The organism is Aeromonas sp. R1-1, assembly GCF_040908495.1.
GTDB classification, from domain to species: Bacteria; Pseudomonadota; Gammaproteobacteria; order Enterobacterales; family Aeromonadaceae; genus Aeromonas; species Aeromonas veronii.
The window spans coordinates 1-1430 of record NZ_JBFODV010000161.1 but is presented as its reverse complement, the minus strand read 5'-3'; the positions used below and the strand labels follow the sequence as shown (position 1 = coordinate 1430).

The following is a 1430-nucleotide window of genomic DNA, read 5'->3' as shown; positions in this document are numbered from 1 at the left end:
GTTTTTATTTCTGCTTCTGACGACAGCCAGAGACGCCAGCCGGGCGACAGGTTGGGGCAGATGGAGGCAAATCGGGTGCAAAGGTGGTCAAACAGCGCTCTCCTCTGACACAATATTGCCACTATGACGCTAACGAGAATCAAGATGCAGCAGCCTGTCAGCGGCCGTTTGGCCCACGCCCTCTCCTTCTTGCGCCATGATGGTCGCCACTTTGCCCAGTTTGTCTGGGGCCGTTTCCAGCAGGACAGATTGACGGTCACCGCCGGTTATCTGGCCTATGTCACCCTGCTTTCGCTGGTGCCGATGATCGCCGTGGTCTTTGGCATGATGTCCGCCTTCCCGGTGTTCCAGAGCCTCAAGCAGGCGATGGAGCAGTTCGTCTACCACAACTTTGTGCCGACTGCGGGAGACATGCTCAAGGAGTACATCGACGGCTTCGTCGCCAATGCCACCAACACCACGGCAGTGGGGATCGGGGCGCTGGTGGTGGTGGCGTTGATGCTGATCTCCGCCATCGACAAGAACCTCAACTACATCTGGCGTTCGACCCAGGGCCGCCCGCTGGCGCAGGCGTTTGCCATGTACTGGATGATCCTGACCCTGGGGCCCGTGCTTATCGGGGCCAGTATCGCCATCTCCTCCTACATCTTCTCGTTGCGGCTGTTTGGCGCCGAAAGCCTGTTCGGTATCGGTTATCTGCTGTTGCGCGGTTTGCCGTTCCTCTTCTCGGTGCTCACCTTCCTGCTGGTCTATACCGTGGTGCCGAACTGCAAGGTGCGGCTGATCCACGCCTTTATCGGTGCGCTGGTAGCGGCGACCCTGTTCGAGCTGGCCAAGCGCGGCTTTGCCATCTACATCACCAACTTCCCCTCCTATCAGGCCATCTACGGCGCGCTGGCCACCATCCCGATCCTGTTTGTTTGGGTCTATCTCAGCTGGCTGGTGGTGCTGCTGGGGGCTGAAACCACGGCCTGCCTCGGTGAATATGAGAAACCGGCCAGTGAGGAGCTTGGCTAAGCCATCGCCTTGGCCACCGGTTTATTGGTAGCATCGACGACCGCCCCTGCAATCGAGCCGGGGCGGTCGTTCTGTTTTGAGAGGAGAGGGATGTGATTGCACTGATTCAGCGGGTCTCCGAGGCCAGCGTGACTGTCGAGGGGGAAGTGACCGGCTCCATCGGTCAGGGGCTGCTGGTACTGCTCGGGGTGGAGCAGGGGGATGATGAGGCCAAGGCCGACAAACTGCTGCACAAGGTGAGCGGCTATCGGGTCTTCAGTGACGAGAATGGCAAGATGAACCTCAATGTCGGTCAGATCGGCGGCAGCCTGCTGGTGGTCTCCCAATTCACGCTGGCGGCCGATACCAAGAGCGGGATGCGCCCGAGCTTCTCCTGCGGCGCCCACCCGAGCGAGGCCGAGCGCCTCTATGAC

General features: G+C 60.3%; 2 protein-coding genes. Both read left to right on the top strand.

The features are described from left to right. Window positions 1-144 precede the first annotated feature (144 nt). Window positions 145-1017 (top strand): virulence factor BrkB family protein, encoded by an 873-nt coding sequence (locus AB5Y92_RS09220; protein ID WP_005340664.1) that lies wholly within the window; start codon window positions 145-147, stop codon window positions 1015-1017. 92 nt (window positions 1018-1109) lie between these two features. Further along, window positions 1110-1430, top strand: a 321-nt coding sequence (gene dtd / locus AB5Y92_RS09215) for a D-aminoacyl-tRNA deacylase (RefSeq protein ID WP_368226572.1), incomplete at its 3' end; no start/stop codon positions are given.

Coding starts and splice junctions, on each gene's coding strand:
- AB5Y92_RS09220 (WP_005340664.1), top strand. CDS start 145: ATGCAGCAGCCTGTCAGCGGCCGTTTGGCCCACGCCCTCTCCTTCTTG.